The organism is Aquiflexum sp. (genome assembly GCF_977115555.1).
On sequence record NZ_CDSBKL010000558.1, the window covers coordinates 1 to 2,109 of the forward strand.

General features: G+C 42.8%; 2 protein-coding genes. Both read left to right on the forward strand.

The genetic code is table 11. From position 1 onward, the window contains the following. The first annotated feature begins 20 nt into the window (after nucleotides 1-20). Nucleotides 21-1,241, forward strand: a complete 1,221-nt coding sequence (locus ACZFYI_RS19545; RefSeq protein WP_462525800.1) for an aminotransferase class V-fold PLP-dependent enzyme — start codon at nucleotides 21-23, stop codon at nucleotides 1,239-1,241. A gap of 18 nt (nucleotides 1,242-1,259) precedes the next feature. Next, a partial coding sequence (locus tag ACZFYI_RS19550) for an amidohydrolase/deacetylase family metallohydrolase (protein ID WP_462525799.1) occupies nucleotides 1,260-2,109 on the forward strand: 850 nt, incomplete at its 3' end.

Consider the following 2,109-nt stretch of genomic DNA (forward strand, 5'->3'; position numbering starts at 1 on the left):
AAAATCGAACGATAAAAGATATGATCAACAGAAGAACCTTACTAAAAAGACTTTCAGCACTTCCATTGGTGGGAACAATTGTAGGAAGCAGCATTCCTGTCCAATCAGTATTTGCCGATTCACCATTAGTTCCCAAAAGGGATCTGATCAAGGAATTGGGCTTGAGGACTTTTATCAATGCTGCAGGAACCTACACAGCAATGACGGCCTCTTTGATGCCTGAAGAAGTAATGGAAACAATAGAAACCTCTTCCAAGGAATTTATCATGTTGGATGAAGTTCAGGACAAAGTGGGAGAAAAAATTGCTGAAATCTGCCATGCGGAAGCGGCAACGGTTACCTCAGGTTGCTGGTCGGCTATGGTATTGGGACTTGCAGGAGTACTGACAGGAACAGACAAAGAAAAAATCGCTCAAATCCCAAACCTGAAGGGAATGAAATCTGAGGTGATTGTCCAAAAAAGCCACAATGTGGCTTATGTCCATTCTCTGACCAATACCGGTGTGAAATTAGTAGAAGTGGAAACAGTTGCTGATCTGGAAAAAGCGATCAATGAGCAAACCGCCATGTTATGGTTTTTGAATTACCAGGCACCGGATGGGAAAATTCAACATGAAGAGTGGGTGGCTTTGGGAAAAAAACACAACATTCCTACCATGATTGATATAGCTGCTGATGTGCCGCCGGTTGAAAATTTATGGAAATTCAATGATATGGGATTTGATTTGGTCTGCATATCAGGCGGAAAAGCCATGAAAGGTCCACAAAGTGCGGGAATCCTGATGGGTAGAAAACACATCATTGAAGCAGCAAGGCTGAGTGCACCGCCCCGTGGCAATACTATCGGGAGAGGGATGAAGGTCAATAAAGAGGAAATCCTTGGGATGTATGTGGCTTTGGAGCTGTATGTCAAAAAAGACCATGAAAAAGAGTGGAAATCTTGGGAGGAAAAAATAGGCTACATTGAAGAAATGGCAAAGGAAGTCAAAGGCGTGACTACTTCTGTTTCCGTTCCGCCAATTGCCAACCATACTCCTTTTCTAAAAATTGCCTGGGATCCAAATGTGATCAACCTTACCCGGACTCAGATGCAGGAAAAACTGAGGAAGGGAAGTCCATCCATTGAGGTGATTGGATTTGGAGACCATGAAATCAGTTGTACTGTTTGGATGCTGAGGCCAAATGAAGAAAAAATTGTAGCCAAAAGAATCCAAGAAGAATTGAGCAGCGCTAAAGTTTAACCTAATAATTCAAAAATGATGAAGAAAATAGGATTCATATTGCTCTACTTTTTATGCATGTGGCCAATAATTCTGTCCGCCCAAAATTACCAAATGGTGATCAAGGGAGGTCATGTCATTGATCCAAAGAACAACATTGATGAATTGATGGATGTGGCCATTCAGGATGGAAGGATAGCCAAAATCGCAAAAAATATTGAGATAACAGGTGCCAGACAGATCGTAGATGCCAAGGGTCTATTGGTTGTCCCAGGTTTGATAGATATTCATGGCCATGTTTTTTATGGTACGCGACCCAATAGTTACCTAAGTGACGGACTCGTGGCTGTTGATCCGGACAGCTTTACATTCAGGGTAGGGGTGACCACGATTGTGGATTGTGGTGGACCGGGATGGAAAAACTTTCATGTATTCAAACAAAACATCATTGACCATTCAAAAACAAGGGTTTTGGCATTCATGAACATTGTTGGAGAAGGCATGCGAGGTGGAGCCTACGAACAGGATACTTCTGATATGAATGCCCAACTTACCGGACAAGCTGCTCTGAAATACAAGGAACACGTGGTAGGTTTTAAGGTAGCCCACTATGCCAAAAGAGATTGGATTCCCGTTGATAGGGCAGTAGAAGCGGGGAATATTGCCAATATGCCTGTGATTATAGATTTTGGTGGATCTATGGCCTTTGCTCCATTGAGATTGAGGGAATTGTTTTTTGATCATTTGCGTCCCGGGGATATCTATACTCACGTTTTTGCTGAATTGGGAGGTGCCAGGGAGCCTGTCGTGGATTATGAAACAAGAAAATTCAAACCATTTGTCAGAGAAGCGCAGGAAAGAGGGATCATTTTCGATGTGGGATATGGAG

Coding starts and splice junctions, on each gene's coding strand:
- ACZFYI_RS19545 (WP_462525800.1), top strand. CDS start 21: ATGATCAACAGAAGAACCTTACTAAAAAGACTTTCAGCACTTCCATTG.